The sequence below is a fragment of the Frondihabitans sp. PhB188 genome (assembly GCF_003752365.1).
Taxonomy (GTDB): Bacteria; Actinomycetota; Actinomycetes; order Actinomycetales; family Microbacteriaceae; genus Frondihabitans.
This window is the reverse complement of sequence record NZ_RJUO01000005.1, coordinates 296,349-312,956: the sequence shown is the minus strand read 5'-3', so window position 1 is coordinate 312,956 and position 16,608 is coordinate 296,349. Positions and strand designations below refer to the sequence as shown.

Annotated in this window: 14 protein-coding genes; 11 read left to right on the top strand and 3 right to left on the bottom strand. The window is 69.1% G+C overall.

What is annotated here, in order from left to right; translation table 11 throughout:
- Positions 1 to 15: 15 nt before the first annotated feature.
- Complete coding sequence (locus tag EDF46_RS16370; RefSeq protein WP_233580077.1) at positions 16 to 1,602, bottom strand: ABC transporter permease; 1,587 nt, start codon at positions 1,600 to 1,602, stop codon at positions 16 to 18.
- A gap of 115 nt (positions 1,603 to 1,717) precedes the next feature.
- Here EDF46_RS16370 and EDF46_RS16365 point away from each other — a divergent pair, with 115 nt between their 5' ends.
- From EDF46_RS16365 to rplL, 4 genes are all read left to right on the top strand, one after another.
- Positions 1,718 to 2,479 (top strand): response regulator transcription factor, encoded by a 762-nt coding sequence (locus EDF46_RS16365; protein WP_255410980.1) that lies wholly within the window; start codon positions 1,718 to 1,720, stop codon positions 2,477 to 2,479.
- Positions 2,476 to 4,050 (top strand): cell wall metabolism sensor histidine kinase WalK, encoded by a 1,575-nt coding sequence (locus tag EDF46_RS16360; RefSeq protein ID WP_123507429.1) that lies wholly within the window; start codon positions 2,476 to 2,478, stop codon positions 4,048 to 4,050. The genes EDF46_RS16365 and EDF46_RS16360 overlap by 4 nt, the downstream gene beginning before the upstream one ends.
- Positions 4,051 to 4,337: 287 nt before the next feature.
- Positions 4,338 to 4,853, top strand: a complete 516-nt coding sequence (gene rplJ, locus EDF46_RS16355; RefSeq protein WP_123507427.1) for a 50S ribosomal protein L10 — start codon at positions 4,338 to 4,340, stop codon at positions 4,851 to 4,853.
- Positions 4,854 to 4,910: 57 nt separating this feature from the next.
- Positions 4,911 to 5,294, top strand: a complete 384-nt coding sequence (gene rplL / locus EDF46_RS16350; protein WP_123507426.1) for a 50S ribosomal protein L7/L12 — start codon at positions 4,911 to 4,913, stop codon at positions 5,292 to 5,294.
- Positions 5,295 to 5,393: 99 nt separating this feature from the next.
- Here rplL and EDF46_RS18785 read toward each other — a convergent pair whose 3' ends face one another.
- Positions 5,394 to 6,992 (bottom strand): LuxR C-terminal-related transcriptional regulator, encoded by a 1,599-nt coding sequence (locus EDF46_RS18785; RefSeq protein WP_233580076.1) that lies wholly within the window; start codon positions 6,990 to 6,992, stop codon positions 5,394 to 5,396.
- Between the two features lie 246 nt (positions 6,993 to 7,238).
- Between EDF46_RS18785 and EDF46_RS16340 the strand changes: the two genes are divergently transcribed.
- The 5 genes from EDF46_RS16340 to EDF46_RS16320 all read left to right on the top strand — a co-directional run bounded on the left by EDF46_RS16340 (position 7,239) and on the right by EDF46_RS16320 (position 13,751).
- Positions 7,239 to 9,122: an ABC transporter ATP-binding protein gene (locus EDF46_RS16340; protein ID WP_123507424.1), complete on the top strand. Its 1,884-nt coding sequence runs from the start codon at positions 7,239 to 7,241 to the stop codon at positions 9,120 to 9,122.
- 155 nt (positions 9,123 to 9,277) lie between these two features.
- A complete protein-coding gene (locus tag EDF46_RS16335; RefSeq protein ID WP_123507422.1) occupies positions 9,278 to 10,642 on the top strand; it encodes a cystathionine beta-synthase in 1,365 nt (454 codons plus the stop codon).
- A gap of 37 nt (positions 10,643 to 10,679) precedes the next feature.
- Complete coding sequence (locus EDF46_RS16330; protein ID WP_123507420.1) at positions 10,680 to 11,831, top strand: cystathionine gamma-synthase; 1,152 nt, start codon at positions 10,680 to 10,682, stop codon at positions 11,829 to 11,831.
- A 139-nt stretch (positions 11,832 to 11,970) separates the two neighbouring features.
- Positions 11,971 to 12,666 (top strand): sugar transferase, encoded by a 696-nt coding sequence (locus EDF46_RS16325; protein WP_199738304.1) that lies wholly within the window; start codon positions 11,971 to 11,973, stop codon positions 12,664 to 12,666.
- Between the two features lie 5 nt (positions 12,667 to 12,671).
- A complete protein-coding gene (locus EDF46_RS16320; RefSeq protein ID WP_158614282.1) occupies positions 12,672 to 13,751 on the top strand; it encodes an LCP family protein in 1,080 nt (359 codons plus the stop codon).
- 9 nt (positions 13,752 to 13,760) lie between these two features.
- On the opposite strand, the gene EDF46_RS16315 is transcribed toward EDF46_RS16320, so the two are convergent.
- On the bottom strand, positions 13,761 to 14,327 hold the full coding sequence (locus EDF46_RS16315; protein ID WP_148061245.1) for a TetR/AcrR family transcriptional regulator: 567 nt from the start codon (positions 14,325 to 14,327) through the stop codon (positions 13,761 to 13,763).
- Positions 14,328 to 14,573: 246 nt separating this feature from the next.
- Between EDF46_RS16315 and EDF46_RS16310 the strand changes: the two genes are divergently transcribed.
- Positions 14,574 to 15,803: a multidrug effflux MFS transporter gene (locus tag EDF46_RS16310; RefSeq protein ID WP_123507412.1), complete on the top strand. Its 1,230-nt coding sequence runs from the start codon at positions 14,574 to 14,576 to the stop codon at positions 15,801 to 15,803.
- Positions 15,804 to 15,840: 37 nt separating this feature from the next.
- Positions 15,841 to 16,548 (top strand): phosphatase PAP2 family protein, encoded by a 708-nt coding sequence (locus EDF46_RS16305; RefSeq protein WP_123507410.1) that lies wholly within the window; start codon positions 15,841 to 15,843, stop codon positions 16,546 to 16,548.
- The last annotated feature ends 60 nt before the right edge of the window (positions 16,549 to 16,608 follow it).

The window sequence follows — 16,608 nt, the reverse complement described above, 5'->3', positions numbered from 1 at the left end:
GTCGGAGGTCGCGGCTCAGGCCACGCTGCGGAGAGCTTCGGCGGGACGGAGGCGCGAGGCGCGCCATCCGCCGATCGCACCGGCGAGGAGGCCGCCGATCACGGCGAGGGCGACCGCGATCACGATGATCGAGACGGCGATCGGGGCGTGGAGGCTGACCTCGGTTGCAGTGGAGGCGACCTGGGCGCCGAAGCGGGCGCCGGTGGCGCCGGTTCCTGCGCCCGTGCCTCCCTCGGCTCCGCCCGCCGTGCCGCCGGCCGCCCCGCCCGGGGGAGTGCCGCCGCCTGCGCCTCCGGCTGTCGTCGTCGCGGCGCCGCCCGAGAGCGTCGGGGCGATGACGTTGATCACGATGACTCCGACGATGCCCACGATTACGCCGGCGACGCCGCCGATGAGGCCCTGCACGAACGACTCGCCGGCCACCTGACGCACGATGCGGCCGTTCGACCAGCCGATCGCCTTCAGCGTGCCGAACTCGCGGGTGCGGCGGGTGACGCCCGAGACCGTGAACAGGATCGCGATCAGGAAGGCGGCGGCCAGCACGATGATCGACAGCCAGGTGCCGAGGTTCGAGACCAGGCTGGAAGCCGTCGACAGGGAGCCGGAGACGCTGGACGCCAGGTCGGACTCCGTCGAGACCGTCACCTTCGGGAGGGTCTTCTCGAGAGCGCTCTTGAGCGTCGAGACGTCGCTGGACGACTCGGCGCTGACGTAGATGGTGCTGACCTTGCCCGAGAGGTCGGCGACCTTCTGGGCGGTGTCGAGGGGCATGTACATGTCGGAGCCGGTGGTCGCCGACGACGAGGTCGACTTGACGATGCCGATCACGGTGAAGGTCGTGGAGCCGATCTTCTTGGTGTCGCCGACCGCGAGGCTCTCGGTCTTGGCGTACGAGCTGTCGACGATCAGGACGTGCTCGCCGGCGTCGGCCGACGTGAAGGTGCGGCCCTTGGTGAGCGAGACGCTCGTGAGGGGGCCCACGGCGTCGGCCGTGACGCTGACGCCCGAGACCGTCGTCTGGTCGAAGCTGAACGAGCCGCCGCCGAAGCCGCCGCCGCCCTGGCCGCCGGTCGGCGCGCCGGTGGCCGTGCCGGTCGGGGCCTGCTGCTGGGCGGTGCCTCCGGTCGTGCCCGACGTGCCCTGCTGCGTCGTGGTGCCCGAGAAGTCGTTGAGCTGGAGCGACAGGGTCGCCGCGGCGCTCTTCACGCCGGTCGTCTTCTCGACCTTCGCGAGGGCGGAGTCGGCGAAGGTGGCCGTGCCCCGTGCAGCGCTCAGGCTGGACTGCGACAGCGACGTGCTGTTGCCGCTGGTCGTTCCGCCGCCGGAGCCGAAGGTGAAGGTCGGCCGACCGCCGGTCGACGACGGCGTCTCGGTCTGGCTGATGGTGATGTCGGTGCCGACGCCGTAGACGGACTGGAGCACGGTCGACTGCGCCGCCTTCACCCCGCCTGCGACGGAGTTGACGATGATGACGAGCGCGATGGCCAGGGCCATGCCGGTGGCGATGATCGCCGTCTGCTTGCGCCGGTTGCTCAGCTCCCGGTACAGGTAGGTGAAGAACAAGGGGTACTCCTCGGGGTGGTGGCAAGGTGCTGTGAACATGGCGACAGTACGGACGGCGCATATGGCGGGGTTATCGCGACCTTGTCAAATTCCTATGAAGCAAATCCCTGGCGGGCTCATCAGGTCGTCACAGGCAGCTCATAGAAACCGGCAGATACTTGAGAGCGTGACCACTTCAGCCCCCATCACCGCCCCCGCCGCACCGCGCCTCACCCGCGCCGACGGCTCGCCCCTCCGAGTGCTCGTCGTCGACGACGAGAACAGCCTCACCGACCTGCTCTCCATGGCGCTCCGCTACGAGGGCTGGGAGGTCAAGGCCGCACCGGACGGACAGACCGCTCTGACGCTCGCCCGCGAGTTCAAGCCCGACGCGATCGTCCTCGACGTCATGCTCCCCGACATCGACGGCCTCCAGGTGCTCGGCCGCCTCCGCACCGGCGGCGACGACACCCCCATCCTCTTCCTCACGGCGAAGGACGCCGTCGAGGACCGCGTCACGGGCCTGACCGCGGGCGGCGACGACTACGTCACCAAGCCGTTCAGCCTCGAAGAGGTCGTCGCCCGTCTCCGCGGCCTCATCCGCCGCTCGGCCGCGATGGTCTCCGAGGGCGGCGACTCGCGCATCATCGTGGGCGACCTCGTGCTCGACGAGGAGAGCTACGAGGTGTCGCGCGCCGGTCGCGAGATCGAGCTCACCGCCACTGAGTTCGAGCTGCTGCGCTTCCTCATGCGCAACCCGCGCCGTGTGCTGTCGAAGGCGCAGATCCTCGACCGCGTGTGGTCGTACGACTTCGGCGGCAAGTCCAGCGTCGTCGAGATCTACATCTCGTACCTCCGCAAGAAGATCGACGCGGGCGAAGAGCCCATGATCCACACCGTGCGCGGCGTGGGTTACGTGATCAAGCCCGTCGCATGACGGTCCACCCCGTAGCCGTCGCGCGAGGATGGGCGAAGAGCTTCGGTGGTCCGTTCACGCTCCGCCGGCGCCTCGTGCTGAGCATCGTGGCGATCTCGGCTCTGCTGGCGATCCTGATCGGCGCCCTGAGCGTGGTCGTCCTGCAGCGCGTCCTCTCGGCCCAACTTGACGCGCAGCTCACGTCCGCCGTCGCTCGCGCCTCAGGCCAGGACGGCCGCAACGGCTTCGGCGGGTCGGGTGCCGACACGGGCGGACCCAACCAGGCACCGGGCACCGTGACCATCTACTACTCGGGCAGCGCAGCCTCTGCCACGAGCAGCACGCTCGGTTCCGGTCTCGTGCTCGAGTCCGGACGCGTCGGCACCGTGTCGTCTGCCACGAAGACAGCCCTTTCGAACGTGGCGACCGGCGACAAGAGCGAGGAGATCCAGCTCGGTTCGAGCTACGGCAGCTATCTCGTGCGTGCGGTGCCGGTCACGGTGCAGCTTCCCAGCGGCAGCTTCGTCCAGGCTCGCGTCGTCGTGGGCCTGCCGCGAGACTCCGTCACCGGCCCCGTCGGCAAGCTCATCGCCGGCATCGCGATCATCGCGGCCGCCGGCATCGCCGCCGCGATCTTCTTCGCCATGATCACCGTCAAGTACGCCCTCGGACCGCTGCAGCGCATGGCCGAGACCGCGGCTCGCGTCGCCGAGATGCCGCTCGACCGCGGCGAGGTCGCGCTCGACGCCCGCGTGCCCGAGGAGGACACCGACACCCGCACCGAGGTCGGACGCGTCGGCGCCGCCATGAACCGCATGCTCGGTCACGTCTCGCATGCGCTCACGGCCCGCCAGGAGTCCGAGAACAAGGTGCGGCAGTTCGTCGCCGACGCGTCACACGAGCTCCGCACGCCGCTCGCCTCGGTGCGCGGCTACGCCGAGCTCACCCGCCGCATGGGCAAGGACCTCCCCGAAGACGTGGTCTACGCCATGGGCCGAATCGAATCCGAGTCGGTCCGCATGACGTCGCTGGTCGAGGAGCTCCTGCTGCTGGCCCGCCTCGACGAGGGCACCGACCTCGTCAAGAAGGAGGTCGACCTCACGCGCATCGTCCTGGACGCCGTGCACGACACGCACGTTCAGGCGACGGAGCACCAGTACGACGTCTCGGTGCCCGAGGTGCCGATCACGCTGCTCGGCGACCCGATGCGCCTGCATCAGGTCGTCGCGAACCTCCTGGCCAACGCCCGCACCCACACGCCCGACGGCACCGAGGTGTGGGTCAGCCTGGAGCGCGACGACACGACTCACGAAGCCATCGTCACGGTCTCGGACAACGGTCCGGGGATCGACCCCGCCGTCATGCCGGTGCTGTTCGAGCGGTTCGCCCGGGCCGACAGCTCGCGGTCGCGCAAGGCCGGCTCGACCGGTCTCGGCCTGGCCATCGTCCATGCCGTCGTGCACTCGCACGGGGGCACGGTGACCGCGACGAACGGCGACCCCGGTGCCGTCTTCACGGTGCGGCTGCCGCTCGAGCGCGCACCGCAGGGTCGGCCGGTTCCGCTGCCGGCGCCCGAGCCGGTGCGCTCGTAGCGACCGCCCCGAGTTCCTGCAGACACTGCCTGTGACCGATGCCCGGCGTCTTCGGCGGGAGTTGCAGGAACTCGGGCCGGTCGCCTATAGTGAACGAAGCCCAAGACCGCTGGTTGTCGGTGCCCGCTCGAAAGAGCAAGCGCTGGCCGAAGGTTCTCTCCCGAGAGACGTCCCGCGCAGGTGTTCGAAGCTCAAGCTCCGTGCATTCTGCGCGGAGCTTTTTTCGTGTGAGCACTGGACTCGAGAGAGTCACGAGGGGCTGCCAGCTTTCACACGTTAGGAGCGACATGGCGAACAAGGAAGCTTCGGTCGCCGAGCTCACGGAGTCGTTCCGTAGCTCGACCGCCGTCCTGCTCACCGAGTACCGCGGCCTCACCGTTGCTCAGCTCAAAGCGCTGCGCACCGGTATCCGTGAGGACGCCACCTACGCCGTCGTGAAGAACACGCTCACCAAGATCGCGGCGAACGCTGCGGGGATCTCGTCGTTCGACGAGGAACTCGTCGGCCCGTCCGCGATCGCTTTCGTCCACGGAGACCCTGTCGCCGTGGCCAAGAGCCTGCGTGACTTCGCCAAGGCGAACCCCGAGCTGATCGTGAAGGGCGGTTACTTCGACGGTAACCCTCTGAGCGCAGCCGAGGTCAACCAGCTCGCCGATCTCGAGTCGCGGGAGGTGCTGCTGGGCAAGCTGGCCGGCGCCTTCAAGGCTTCGCTGTTCGGTGCGGCCTACCTGTTCCAGGCTCCGCTGTCGAAGACCGTTCGCACGGTCGAGGCTCTGCGCGCCAAGCAGGAGGACGCCGCGTAAGCGGTCGTCCAGTACTCACCACCCCACACTTTCAGCACTACCAACAAGGAGAAACAAATGGCAAAGCTCAGCCAGGACGAACTGATCGAGGCTTTCAAGGAGCTCACGCTCATCGAGCTCAGCGACTTCGTCAAGAAGTTCGAAGAGGTCTTTGAGGTCACCGCCGCTGCCCCCGTCGCCGCTGCCGGTGCCGCTGGCCCCGCCGCCCCGGCCGAAGAGGTCGAGGAGAAGGACTCGTTCGACGTCGTCCTCGAGGCCGCCGGTGACAAGAAGATCCAGGTCATCAAGGAGGTTCGCGCGCTCACCAGCCTCGGCCTCGGCGAGGCCAAGGCCGTCGTCGACGGTGCCCCCAGCACCGTCCTCGAGGGTGCCAACAAGGAGACCGCCGAGAAGGCCAAGGCTCAGCTCGAGGCCGCCGGCGCCACGATCACCCTCAAGTAGTCTCACCACTGCTGACACGAAAGCCCCGGGCCGAGAGGTCCGGGGCTTTCGCGCTGCCAGCGTCGCCTGCGCCGGGCAGCGCTACTGCTACTGCTACTGCTACTGCTCCTGCTCGGCGAGGCCCAGCTGCACGGCGCGCGCGATCGCCTCGCGGCGGTTCGTCGCCGAGAGCTTGCGGTAGATGCTGCGGACGTGGCTCTTGACCGTGTTCACCGAGATGAAGAGCTCGGCGCCGATCTGGCTGAGGGTCGCGCCGGTCGCCAGGTGCCGCACGATGACCAGCTCGCGCTCGCTGAGCGGGTCGACGAGCACGACGGAGTCCGTCGAGGGGGCGGTGCGGAGGCGCTCCATCATCGCGACGACGATCGCCGGCTGAACGCGCCCGGCGGCGCGGCCGAGCAAGCGCTCCAGCACTTCCGACGGGAGCGTGGCGAACGGCCAGACGACGCCGTTCACGGCCGCCATGAGCAGCGATCGGTCGAAGGCGATGCTCGATGCGACCGCGTTGCCGAGGTCGTCGTGCGCGGCCGCGGCGATCGCGTGGATCTGCACCATCGACCGCATCGAGTGCAGGTCGCCGAGCGCCAGGCACGACTCGAGCGCGTCCAGCGCCTGCTGCGGGTCGCCCAATGTCAACGAGGCGAGTGCGGTGATGCTGGCGGGGCAGTTGACGTGGTGCTGGCCTACCGGGATGTCGGCGAGGGCGTCGTGTGACTGCGATGCCTCGCCCAGCGACCGAAGGGCTTCGGAGCGCAGGATCCGTGTCGCCGAATCGAGCGCCGACGCGCCCGAGAAGTGCGCGAGCAGCCGTGTGACGCGGCCGAGCAGATCGAGCGCCTCGATCGAGGCGCCGTCGTCGTAGCGGGAGAGGGCCTCGACGTACAGCGAGTGCGCCTCCCAGTCGGTGTTGCGGCAGGCGATGCGCAGGTCGCGGAGCAGCGCCTCGTGCGGTTCGGAGCCGCTCTCACGCTCGATGTGGAGGTGGAAGCGCGTCACCTGCGCGAGCGCGCCGAACGACGAGCGCAGCAGGTCGGTTCCGTCGGCGTGCTGGGCGGCGAGGTCGATCTGGCTGTCGGCGAGGGCGAAGTCGCCGAGCAGGAACGCCACGTAGGCGAGCGCCGAGTGGCACTCGACCCGCTCGGCGGTCGACAGGTGCTCGTTGGCGAGCCCCTCGGCCAGCGACAGCGCGAACAGGGCCTCGTCGAAGGCGCCGGTGTGGATGCGCGCGAGGCCCAGCTGCAGTGAGAAGGAGGCGCTCAGGTCGATGCGGCGGCTGATGTCGAGCGACTCGTCGCTCTCGATCATGGTGCGCGCCGTCTCGAGGTTCTCACGGGAGCGCTCGATGTCGCCCATCGTGCGCATGGTAGCCGCGAAGTGGATCAGGTAGCCGACGCGGACGTCGAGCGGACTGCCCGGATCGGCCCTGATGCTCTTGTCGACGGCGCGGAACCAGGGCAGCGCGGCACTCCGGGACGTCGAGCCGATGGAGCGGTAGCTGGCCGCGAGAGCGAGCAGGATGCGGGCGCGGTCGCTCCACTCCTTCTCGGGGATGCTGCGGATGGCGTCGCGAAGCCGGGCACCCTGGATGGGCGCGATCTGGGGCCACATTGTCTCGATCGTGTCGAGCGCGTTGCGGCCGTCGAGTTGCAGCGCCGTCGAGTTTTCGGGTTCGCCGGTCGTATCGTTTCGGGAGTTCACGGAATACCTCTGCTGCATCGGGTAGTTCCCCGGTCGGGACGGGGAATGCAGCTCGTTGGACGCGATCCGAAGGCGACGATCGTGCTTCGGGCGGATCGTCCTGACGGGAGAGACCTCGATCTACCCCCTGCTTCGGGCCACTGCCCGACAACATCATAAACTGAGATTTCTTTCCACCGGGAGCTTTTCGCACATCGGCCAGAACTGGGGTCATCGCAGCGGGCGTACTGTGAGCCGGTGAGCAGGATGGATCAGATCGCCTCGGGCGGCGGCATGCGAGGCGGCGGCGGCGGCCGACCGGGCGGCCCCGGGCGAGTATCGGCCGCCGATGCCCGGGCGCAGAAGGCGGCCAATGCGGACGCCCCGAAGATCCCCGACCTGTTCCGGCGGATCCGCAGCCTGTTCCAGCCGCATCGGCGGGCGCTCATCGTGACAGTCGTGCTGGTGCTCGTGTCGGCGGCGATCAGCGTCCTGCCCCCGCTCCTGACCCAGCAGGCCTTCGACAGGGGCCTCTTCCCGGCCGGCGGCCCGAACATCCCCGTGCTCATGCGCCTCGTCGGCGCCATGGTCGGCCTCTGGATCCTGTCGGCCGGTCTCGGCGTTTGGCAGACCTACCTGACGGCCACCGTGGGCAACAAGGTGATGGGTGCGCTCCGCATCCGCCTGTTCGGACACCTGCAGCGCATGGAGCTCGCGTTCTTCACCCGCACCAAGACGGGGATCATCCAGTCGCGCCTGCAGAACGACGTGGGCGGCGTGGCCAATGTCCTGAGCAACACGGTCTCGAGCATCCTCGGCAACACGGTCACGGTGATCGCGGCGTTCGTGGCGATGCTGCTGCTGTCGTGGCAGATGACCGTCGTGGCCGTGATCCTGCTGCCGGTGCTCGTCGTCGCGCAGCGGCGCGTGGGCCAGGTCCGGGCGCGGATCGCCACTCAGACGCAGGAGTCGCTGTCGGACATGACGGCCATCACGCAGGAGACGCTCAGCGTGTCCGGGATCCTGCTCGCGAAGGCCTTCAATCAGCAGCGCACCGAGGTCGAGCGCTACGCGAACGAGAACCGCACGCAGATCGGCCTGCAGGTGCGGCAGACGATGAGCGGCCAGGGGTTCTTCGCGACCGTGCAGATCTTCCTGTCGATCATCCCCGCCGTGATCTACATCGTCGCCGCCTACCTGATCCAGGGCGGCGTCGACGTGACTGCCGGGACGATCGTCGCGTTCACCACCGTCCAGGCCCGTCTGACGTTCCCGCTCATGGCGCTGCTGCGGGTGGCGCTCGACATCCAGACGTCAAGCGCCCTCTTCGCCCGGATCTTCGAGTACCTCGACCTGACGCCCGCGATCCGCGAGCCTGCTGTGCCCGAGCGGGTCGACCGGTCGCAGCTGGGGCGCGTCGAGTTCGACGACGTCACGTTCGCCTACCCGGACGCCGAGCCCGGAGCCCGGACCCTCGCCGGACTCACGTTCGATATCGAGCCGGGCCAGTTCGCCGCCTTCGTCGGCCCTTCCGGCGCCGGCAAGACCACGGTCTCGTATCTGATCCCGCGGTTCTACGAGGCGTCCGGGGGCAGCGTGCGCTTCGCCGGAGTCGACGTGCGCGACCTCGGCCAGGACGACCTCGTCTCGAACATAGGCATCGTCAGCCAGGAGACCTACCTCTTCCACGCCACGATCGCCGAGAACCTCCGCTACGCGCGGCCGGGCGCCTCTCAGGAGCAGCTCGAGGACGCAGCGCGCCAGGCGAACATCCACGAGACGATCGCCTCCTTCCCCGAGGGGTACGAGACGCTCGTGGGGGAGCGCGGCTACCGGCTCTCGGGCGGCGAGAAGCAGCGGCTGGCCATCGCGCGCGTGCTCCTGAAAGACCCCGCAGTGCTGGTGCTCGACGAGGCGACCAGCGCGCTCGACTCGGTGTCGGAGCGCATCGTGCAGGCGGCGCTCGACAACGCCTCGCGCGGGCGCACCACGATCTCGATAGCGCACCGCCTGTCGACCGTCCGCGCGGCCGACGTGATCTTCGTCGTCCGGGCGGGCCGCATCGTCGAACGGGGTACGCACGACGAGCTGGTCGCCCTCGGAGGCCTGTACACGGAGCTCTACGAGCAGCAGGCGAACGTCCCGCTCTGACCTTCGGGACGCTGGGTGTCCTCCGTGGTGCCGAGAGCCGTTCGCGTGACCGCACGATGCCGAAGTCGCGTCGATCGAGGACGCGCCGACGCTCGCGATTCGTCCGTCGGCGTAACAGCCCCCTGCCGACAGGCACCCCTCGGTAGACTCGAGTGGTGAAGTACGCGGACTCCGTCATCGACCTCGTCGGCAACACCCCGCTCGTGAAGCTCAATCGGCTGACGGAGGGCATCAGCGCCACCGTCCTCGTCAAGGTCGAGTACCTGAACCCGGGCGGGTCGTCGAAAGACCGCATCGCGACGCGCATCATCGACGCCGCCGAGCGAGACGGACTGCTGAAGCCCGGTGGCACGATCGTCGAGCCGACCAGCGGCAACACCGGTGTGGGGCTCGCCCTGGTCGCCCAGCAGCGCGGCTACCGCTGCGTCTTCGTGCTGCCCGACAAGGTCGGCGAAGACAAGCGCAACGTGCTCACCGCCTACGGTGCCGAGATCATCGTCACGCCGACCGCCGTCGCTCCCGACAGCCCCGAGTCGTACTACAGCGTCTCCGACCGCCTCGTGAGCGAGATCCCCGGTGCCTTCAAGCCGAACCAGTACGAGAACCCGAACGGCCCGCTCAGCCACTACGAGACCACCGGCCCCGAGATCTGGCGCGACACCGACGGGCGCATCACGCACTTCGTCGCCGGAGTCGGCACCGGCGGCACGATCAGCGGCACCGGTCGCTTCCTGAAGGAGGCCTCCGAGGGCGCCATCACCATCGTCGGCGCAGACCCCGAGGGCAGCGTCTACTCAGGCGGCACCGGTCGCCCCTACCTGGTCGAGGGAGTGGGCGAGGACTTCTGGCCCGGCGCCTACGACGGCTCCGTCGTCGACCGGATCATCGCCGTGTCGGACGCCCGGTCGTTCGACATCACGCGCCGTCTCGCCCGCGAAGAGGGGCTGCTGGTCGGAGGATCGAGCGGCATGGCCGTCGCCGCCGCCCTCGACGTGGCCCGCGAGCTCGGACCCGACGACATCGTGGTCGTGCTGCTGCCCGACTCGGGCCGCGGCTACCTCGGCAAGATCTTCAACGACCGCTGGATGCGCTCGTACGGCTTCAGCGAAGAGAGCGACGAGACCACCGTCTCAGACCTCATCGCCTCGAAGAGCGGCGAGCTGCCCGACCTCGTGCACGCCCACCCGTCCGATACCGTCCGCGACGTCGTCCAGATCATGTCGAAGTACGGTGTGTCGCAGATGCCGGTGCTGTCGGCCGAGCCGCCGGTCGTCATCGGCGAGGTCGTCGGCGCCGTCGAGGAGCGCGCGCTCCTGGAGCAGGTCTTCTCGGGCCAGGCCCAGATGACCGACCCGGTCGCCACGTTCATCGGGCCGCCGCTCGCCCTGATCGGCCTCAACGAGTCGGTCTCGGTCGCGCGGCGCGCGCTCGAGAAGAACGACGCCCTGCTCGTGACGACGGACGGCAAACCGGCCGCGGTCGTGACGCGTCACGACCTCCTCGCCTTCCTGTCCGAATAATCCCTGTTCCTGCTCGACCGAACCCCGAGGTACCCCTGTGAGCCACGACTTCGAGACCCGCGCCATCCACGACGGCCAGGCGTTCGACCCCACGACCGGCGCGATCATCCCGCCGATCTACCAGACGTCCACCTTCGTCCAGGACGGCATCGGCGGCTTCCGCGGCGGCTACGAGTACGGCCGCTCGGCCAACCCCACGCGCGAGTCGCTCCAGACAGTCCTCGCGAGCCTCGAGGGCGGTTCGGCGGCGTTCAGCTTCTCGTCGGGCCTCGCCGCCGAGGACAGCCTGCTGCGGGCCGTCCTGGCCCCCGGCTCACGAGTGGTGATGGGCAACGACGTGTACGGCGGCACCCACCGTCTCGTGAACCGGGTCTGGGCGGCCTGGGGCGTCACGCTCGAGACCGTCGACATGAGCGACCTCGACGCGGTGCGTGCCGCCGCCCGCCCCGGCGAGACCACCGTCCTGTGGGTCGAGACGCCCAGCAACCCGCTGATGAAGATCACCGACATCGCGGGGCTGGCCGAGATCGGCCACGCCGCCGGCGCTCTCGTCGTGGTCGACAACACCTTCGCGTCGCCATACGTGCAGCAGCCCCTCGCCCTCGGTGCGGACGTCGTGGTGCACTCGACGACCAAGTACCTCGGCGGCCACTCCGACACCCTCGGCGGCGCCCTCGTCGTGAACGACGACGAGCTCGCGTCGAAGATCGGCTTCATCCAGTTCGGCGTCGGCGCCATCTCGGCCCCGATGGAGGCCTGGCTCACGATCCGCGGCATCAAGACCCTCGGCGTCCGCATGGACCGCCACTCGTCGAACGCGCAGGCCATCGCCGAGGCCCTCGTGGAGCACCCTGCCGTCGAGACCGTCTTCTACCCCGGCCTCGCGACGCACCCCGGCCACGAGCTCGCCTCACGTCAGATGAAGCGCTTCGGCGGCATGCTCTCGGTCGCGCTGGCCGGCGGTCCCGCGGCGGCCCGCACCTTCGCCGAGTCGACCGAGGTGTTCCAGCTCGCCGAGTCGCTGGGCGGCGTCGAGTCGCTCATCGGCTACCCGTCCGAGATGACCCACGCATCGGTGAAGGGGACCGAGCTCGCCGTCCCCGAGAACGTCATCCGCCTCTCGGTCGGGATCGAGTCGATCGACGACCTCCTCGCCGACGTCGACGGGGCGCTCGGCCGCCTCGGCTGAGACCCGCAGCAGCACCCCTGGGCCCGCTCCTCGTGAGCGGGCCCTTTTTCGTATCCGAACCCGACATGTCAGGTATTGATATCGAGGGCGAATTGGCCTAGTCTCGGATTTGATATTTCGCATTCGATTCGAGGTTTCTGTGTCTCTCGCAACCCGCGCTCCGCGCCCGATCAGCGCCGCCCCTCCTGCTGACGCTTCCGCACCGATCAGCTTCGTCGACAGGGCCTCCCGTTCGAGCGACTCCGTGCCCAAGCGCGCCGTCGACCTCGCCGGCTCCGCCTTCGGACTCCTCTTGCTGCTGCTCCCCATGCTCGTCGTCGCGGCGGTCATCCGTCTCACGAGCCGCGGTCCGGCCATCTACCGGCAGGAGCGAATCGGCCTCGACGGCCGCCCCTTCGAGATCCTCAAGTTCCGCACCATGTACGCCGACGCCGATCGTCGTCTGGACGAGCTCAAGAAGCGCACGACGATCGAGGGTCCGCTCTTCAAGATGATCGACGACCCTCGCATCACGCCGGTGGGCCGCGTCCTCAGACGGTTCTCGATCGACGAGCTGCCGCAGCTCGTCAATGTGCTCCTCGGCGACATGAGCCTGGTCGGGCCCCGACCGGCCCTCTCGTGCGAGGTCGACGAGTACTGCGCCCGAGCCGTCCGCCGCCTCGAAGCGGTTCCGGGCATGACCGGAGCGTGGCAGGTCGGCGGGCGCAGCACCCTCTCATGGGAGGCCGGGCTCGACCTCGACATCCACTACGTCGACAACTGGAACCTCCGCTACGACGTCGTCATCCTCGCCCGCACCGTGCGAGCCGTGGTGCTGCCGGTGGGGGCGTACTGACCCCGATGAGCCCGCAGAACCCGATGAGCCCGCAGAACCCGCCGAGCCCGACGACAGCCGAAGTCGAGATCCTCCCCAGCCGCTCCAGCCGTCGTCGCGACGGCGTGACCAAGCGCCGCTCGCGCCGTCGTCGCCGGGTCCTCGTCGCCCTCCTGATCGTCGTCGCCCTCTTGGGCAGTGCCGTGGCCGCCGGCGCGCTCTTCGTGCACGACGTCGTCGGCGGCAATCTGACGACGATCGCCGACGACACCGCGTTCCCCTCGGGCAAGCGGCCTGCCGCCTCGACCGGGGCGAAGAACATTTTGCTCATCGGCTCCGACTCGCGCCGACCCGATCTCGAGGGGCGCTCCGGCAATCAGCGCGCCGACACGATCATGCTCCTGAACGTCTCGGCCGACCGGCAGCATGTCGCAGTCATGTCGATCCTGCGCGACCTGTGGGTTCCCGTTCCCGGCCACGGTGAGACCAAGGTCAACGCCGCCCTCGCGCACGGCGGCACGGCCCTGCTCATCGAGACGCTCGAAGACCTCCTCGGCGCGCGCATCGACCATGTCGCGATCATCGACTTCGCCGGGCTGTCCGCCATGACGACGGCTCTAGGAGGCGTGGTAGTCGACAACCCGACGCCGTTCACGGCGAGCCGCGGCGACGACCGGTTCTTCGCCGCCGGCCCGATCACTCTCGAGGGCGAGCGAGCCCTCACGTTCGCGCGCGAGCGCTACGCCTTCTCGACCGGCGACTACCAGCGGGTCACGAACCAGCAGCTTCTCCTGCAGGGCATCGTGAGCCGGGCGCTGAGCCGGGACGTGCTGGCTGATCCTGCCAGCCTGGTCGAGTTCGTCCGGGAGACCTCGCGCACCGTGACGGTCGATGCCGGGTTCACGCTCCGCGAGTCCGGAGCGCTGGCCTACAGCCTGCGCGGAGCCGACCTGAAGAACTTCGACTTCTTCACGCTGCCGACGGGCGGCACCGGCATGGTGGGCACGCAGTCCATCGTCAAGGTCGATCCGGCGGCGACGTCGAAGGTGCGAGCCGCGCTCGCGGCCGACACCCTGGCCGACTACGCCCGTGGTCTCGCCGAGTGACGCCTGCGGTCAGTCCCACCATTCGGGCAGGAGCAGGATGATGTTGTCGACGAGCACCTTGCGGCTGGTGCGCTTGCCGGTGAGCCAGTTCTCGATCACGCCGACGAGCCCGTGAGCGATGAAGCCGGCCGCCAAGGGCGGGGAGATCGCTTCGGGCAGGCTGTCCGAGATGCGGTTCTCGAAGTGCAGGAGCGACGACACCTCGAAGTGGCGAGCCAGTACCCGGTGCGTCGACGCGTCGAGGTTGTCGGGCAGCGCGAGCCGGTAGATGTCGCGGTACTTCACCACGTGATCGACGACGCGCTCCATGCCCTTCCGCGAGATCTCCTCCGGCGAGTGTCCACCGACCTCGCGCAGGGCGAGGTCGCTCTCGCGGATGGCGTCGAGCTCGGGCGTGAGCACGTCGGCGAGGAGCCCGCCGGGCGAAGTCGCGTGGCTGTAGAAGGTGGCCCGGTTGATGCCCGCCGCGCGGGTGACGTCGGCGACGGTGATCGTCGACACGGGAGCAGCCGATGCAAGCTCGATGATGGCGGCGTGCAATGACTTCGTCGTCTGCACGATTCTCGCATCAACCATGTGATCCTCCAGGTGCTTTATGGTGGCCCTGAGCCTAGACGCCGGGTGCCGAGAATTAACGCAGGATCGCCCGCCGACATCTGTCGTGCGATCCGGATCGCCACTACTCTGGATGGACGACGACCGTCGAGTTGTCGCCGATCACCCCCATCTTTCTCCCGCTGATCCAGGAGCGGTCCGCGACGTCCTGCCGTGCGTCCGGCCCTTCTCCGCGGCCGAGTACCGCCGCCCGCGCAAAGGAGCTCCGTGACAATCGTCGTGCACCCGGGAGACGCCCTCTCCCGGCGACAGCGCCTGGTCTACATCGTCGTGCTCGGCGCCCTCACGGCGCTGGGGCCGGCGACGATCGACCTCTACCTGCCCGCGTTTCCGGCGCTGGAGTCCGACTTCAGCGTGACGACGGCGACGGTCCAGCTCACGCTGACTGCGACGACCATCGGGTTCGGCCTCGGGCAGCTGCTGGTCGGGCCGTGGAGCGACAAGGTCGGGCGGCGGCTGCCCCTGATCGTGGCGAGCTCGCTCCACGTGTGCGCGAGCGTGGGGGCGGCCACGGCGGCGAACATCGAGTTCCTGGGCCTCTTCCGGGTTCTGCAGGGGATGGGAGCGGCGGCGGGCGGTGTCGTCGCCATGGCCCTGGTGCGCGACCTCTTCGGCGGCAAGCCGCTGGTGCGCATGCTGTCGCGCCTGGCACTGGTGAACGGCCTGGCGCCGATCCTCGCGCCGGTGATCGGCTCGCAGCTGCTGCGCTTCACGAGCTGGCGCGGCATCTTCGCGGTGCTCGCGGCCTACGGGGTGCTCGTGGTGGTGGCGGCGGTCTTCTTCATCGTCGAGACCCTGCCGAAGGAGCGCCGCGCCGAGCAGGGGCACTCGACGCTCCGGCAGCGGTACCGGATCCTCTTCCACGACCGCATCTTCGTCGGCGTCGCGCTCATGGGCGCCATGATCTTCTCGGGGCTGTTCGCGTACCTCTCGTCGTCGTCGTTCCTGTTCCAGTCGCTGTACGGATTCTCGGCGCAGGAGTACGGCCTGCTGTTCGCCGTCAACTCGCTCGGCATCGTGGTCGGCGTGCAGATCAGTGCGCGCCTGGCCCAGCGCTTCGGGCCGCAGTGGATCCTCGCGTGCTCCACCGCCACCATGCTGGTCGCCGCCCTCACTATCGTCATTCTCGACACCCTCCAGGTCGGCCTGCTCGGCGTGCTCGTGCCCCTGTGGATCTTCATCGCGTCGTGCGGCTTCTCCTTCCCGCAGGTGCAGGTGCTCGCTCTGGCGAACCACGGCAAAGAGGCAGGAACTGCCGCCTCCCTCCTCGGCGCCCTCAACTTCGGGCTCGCCGGCCTCATCTCGCCCATCGTCGGAGTCATTGGCATCTCGACCGCAGCTCCGATGGGCGCCGTCATGGCGTGCACGAGCGCCGTGGCGATCCTGAGCCTGTGGATCCTGGTGCGGCCGCGGACGGTGCCGCCGCTGGGGCACTGACGCGGGTCTATCAGCGTGGCGTGGGTAGCGTGGATGGATGCCGACGCCGACCGAGCCCCGCGCCGCCGAACCCCGACCGGGTGAGCCCGGCCCCACCGAGCGCCGGGTCGCGCTCGGAGTCAGCCGCCGCTGGCCCGTCATCAGCGCCCTCGGAGCCGTCGGGCTCGCCCTTCTGATCGGCTGGCTCGTCACGGTGCGGAGCACCGCCGACCTCCTCGACGCCGAGTGGATGGAGGAGATTGTCGAGCACCGGTCTCCGATCTGGCAGGGTCCGGCGCTCGTCATGAACTTCATCGGTGGCGGCTGGTTCGGTGTGTTCGCCGTTCCGATCGGCATCGTCGTCTGGCTGCTGATCACGCGGCACCGGGCGGGCGCCCTCTACTTCGTGATGGCGACCATCCTCAGCGCCGGCGTCGTCCAGGCGCTCAAGCACACGTTCGGGCGCGCGCGACCCGCCGACATCCTGGTGACGAGCGACTTCGGGTCGTTCCCGTCGGGGCACGTGGCGAACGCCGCGACCATGGCCGTCGCCCTCGGCGTCATCTTCGGGATGCGGCGGGTCTGGATCGGCGGCGCCGTGTACGCCGTCGTGATGCTGGTGAGCCGCACCTACCTCGGAGCGCACTGGCTCACCGACACGGTGGGCGGCCTCCTCGTCGGCGGGGGAGTGGCCGTCGTGCTGTGGGCCCCGTTCGCGCTGCGGCTGCTGCGGGAGCGGCGGCGATCGGCGTCGGCTGGCGCGTAGACCCTGTGTCCAGGCGGCGTCGGCCGGGTCTTCCCGACGGCGGCACCGGCTCTTAGGCTG

Bases quoted from the DNA above. Each gene is read 5' to 3' on its own strand.
- EDF46_RS16370 (WP_233580077.1), bottom strand. From the start codon at position 1,602: ATGTTCACAGCACCTTGCCACCACCCCGAGGAGTACCCCTTGTTCTTC.
- EDF46_RS16360 (WP_123507429.1), top strand. From the start codon at position 2,476: ATGACGGTCCACCCCGTAGCCGTCGCGCGAGGATGGGCGAAGAGCTTC.
- rplJ (WP_123507427.1), top strand. From the start codon at position 4,338: ATGGCGAACAAGGAAGCTTCGGTCGCCGAGCTCACGGAGTCGTTCCGT.
- rplL (WP_123507426.1), top strand. From the start codon at position 4,911: ATGGCAAAGCTCAGCCAGGACGAACTGATCGAGGCTTTCAAGGAGCTC.
- EDF46_RS16340 (WP_123507424.1), top strand. From the start codon at position 7,239: ATGGATCAGATCGCCTCGGGCGGCGGCATGCGAGGCGGCGGCGGCGGC.
- EDF46_RS16320 (WP_158614282.1), top strand. From the start codon at position 12,672: ATGAGCCCGCAGAACCCGATGAGCCCGCAGAACCCGCCGAGCCCGACG.
- EDF46_RS16315 (WP_148061245.1), bottom strand. From the start codon at position 14,327: ATGGTTGATGCGAGAATCGTGCAGACGACGAAGTCATTGCACGCCGCC.
- EDF46_RS16305 (WP_123507410.1), top strand. From the start codon at position 15,841: ATGCCGACGCCGACCGAGCCCCGCGCCGCCGAACCCCGACCGGGTGAG.